Below are 686 nucleotides of genomic sequence, written 5' to 3'. Positions count from 1 at the left end.
AAATTATCTATTAATTTTTTAGTCTTAAAGAACAATTTTAAAGACAAAAGTTGTCTAAAAAAATGCAACAGCGCACATGTTATAAAATGATTTCTAAATGTGTTGATACTTATATTTGGTTATTAAAAGAAGTGCCAATTGCAGCTCAAGCAATGTTAGTATGGTTTTCTACTAGTTTGTGGTGGCCTAGTAAAGGCCTTATGCCTGATTTATTTCCTGATGGATTTCCCCAAATTAACCAAATACATGCTGCATTATTTGTAATTACTCTTAATGCTGGTGCAAGTCTTACTATGATTTTAATGCAAAATATTAAATTTGTTGATAAAGGACAAATTGAGGCTGCTTTTTCTTTGGGAATGACTCAAAGACAAACTTTTTACAATATTATTTTTCCGCAAGCATTAAAAAAATCAGTTCCTTTTGTCATGACTCAATTTATTACCAATATTAAAGATTGTACCTTTTTTGCTTTTATTGGGCTTGTTGAAATGGGCTGGATTGCTAACCGAAATATGGGAATTACTGCTGATGTCATAACTCCTTTTGTCCTTCTTTCCATAATTTATTTGGTTTTAATTCAGTGTAATAATACTTTGGCTAAATATTTAGAAAAAAAATTAAACCCTTCTTTTAGACCTGTGATTAGTGTTTAAATTTTTAAATGATGATATAATAATTATAAA

At 28.6% G+C, this 686-nt stretch carries 1 protein-coding gene; it reads left to right on the top strand.

Annotation, left to right across the window (positions count from 1 at the left end; translation table 11 throughout):
• The first annotated feature begins 86 nt into the window (after window positions 1–86).
• Window positions 87–656: an ABC transporter permease subunit gene (locus OL66_RS03065; protein WP_162178807.1), complete on the top strand. Its 570-nt coding sequence runs from the start codon at window positions 87–89 to the stop codon at window positions 654–656.
• The last annotated feature ends 30 nt before the right edge of the window (window positions 657–686 follow it).

It is taken from the genome of Chrysanthemum yellows phytoplasma, from assembly GCF_000803325.1.
Taxonomy (GTDB): Bacteria; Bacillota_I; Bacilli_A; order Acholeplasmatales; family Acholeplasmataceae; genus Phytoplasma; species Phytoplasma asteris.
The sequence above is the reverse complement of the archived record's forward strand: the minus strand, read 5'-3'. Positions and strand labels throughout refer to the sequence as shown.

What these genes read in the sequence shown, in the direction of transcription:
- OL66_RS03065 (WP_162178807.1), top strand. Translation starts at nt 87, where the DNA reads ATGATTTCTAAATGTGTTGATACTTATATTTGGTTATTAAAAGAAGTG.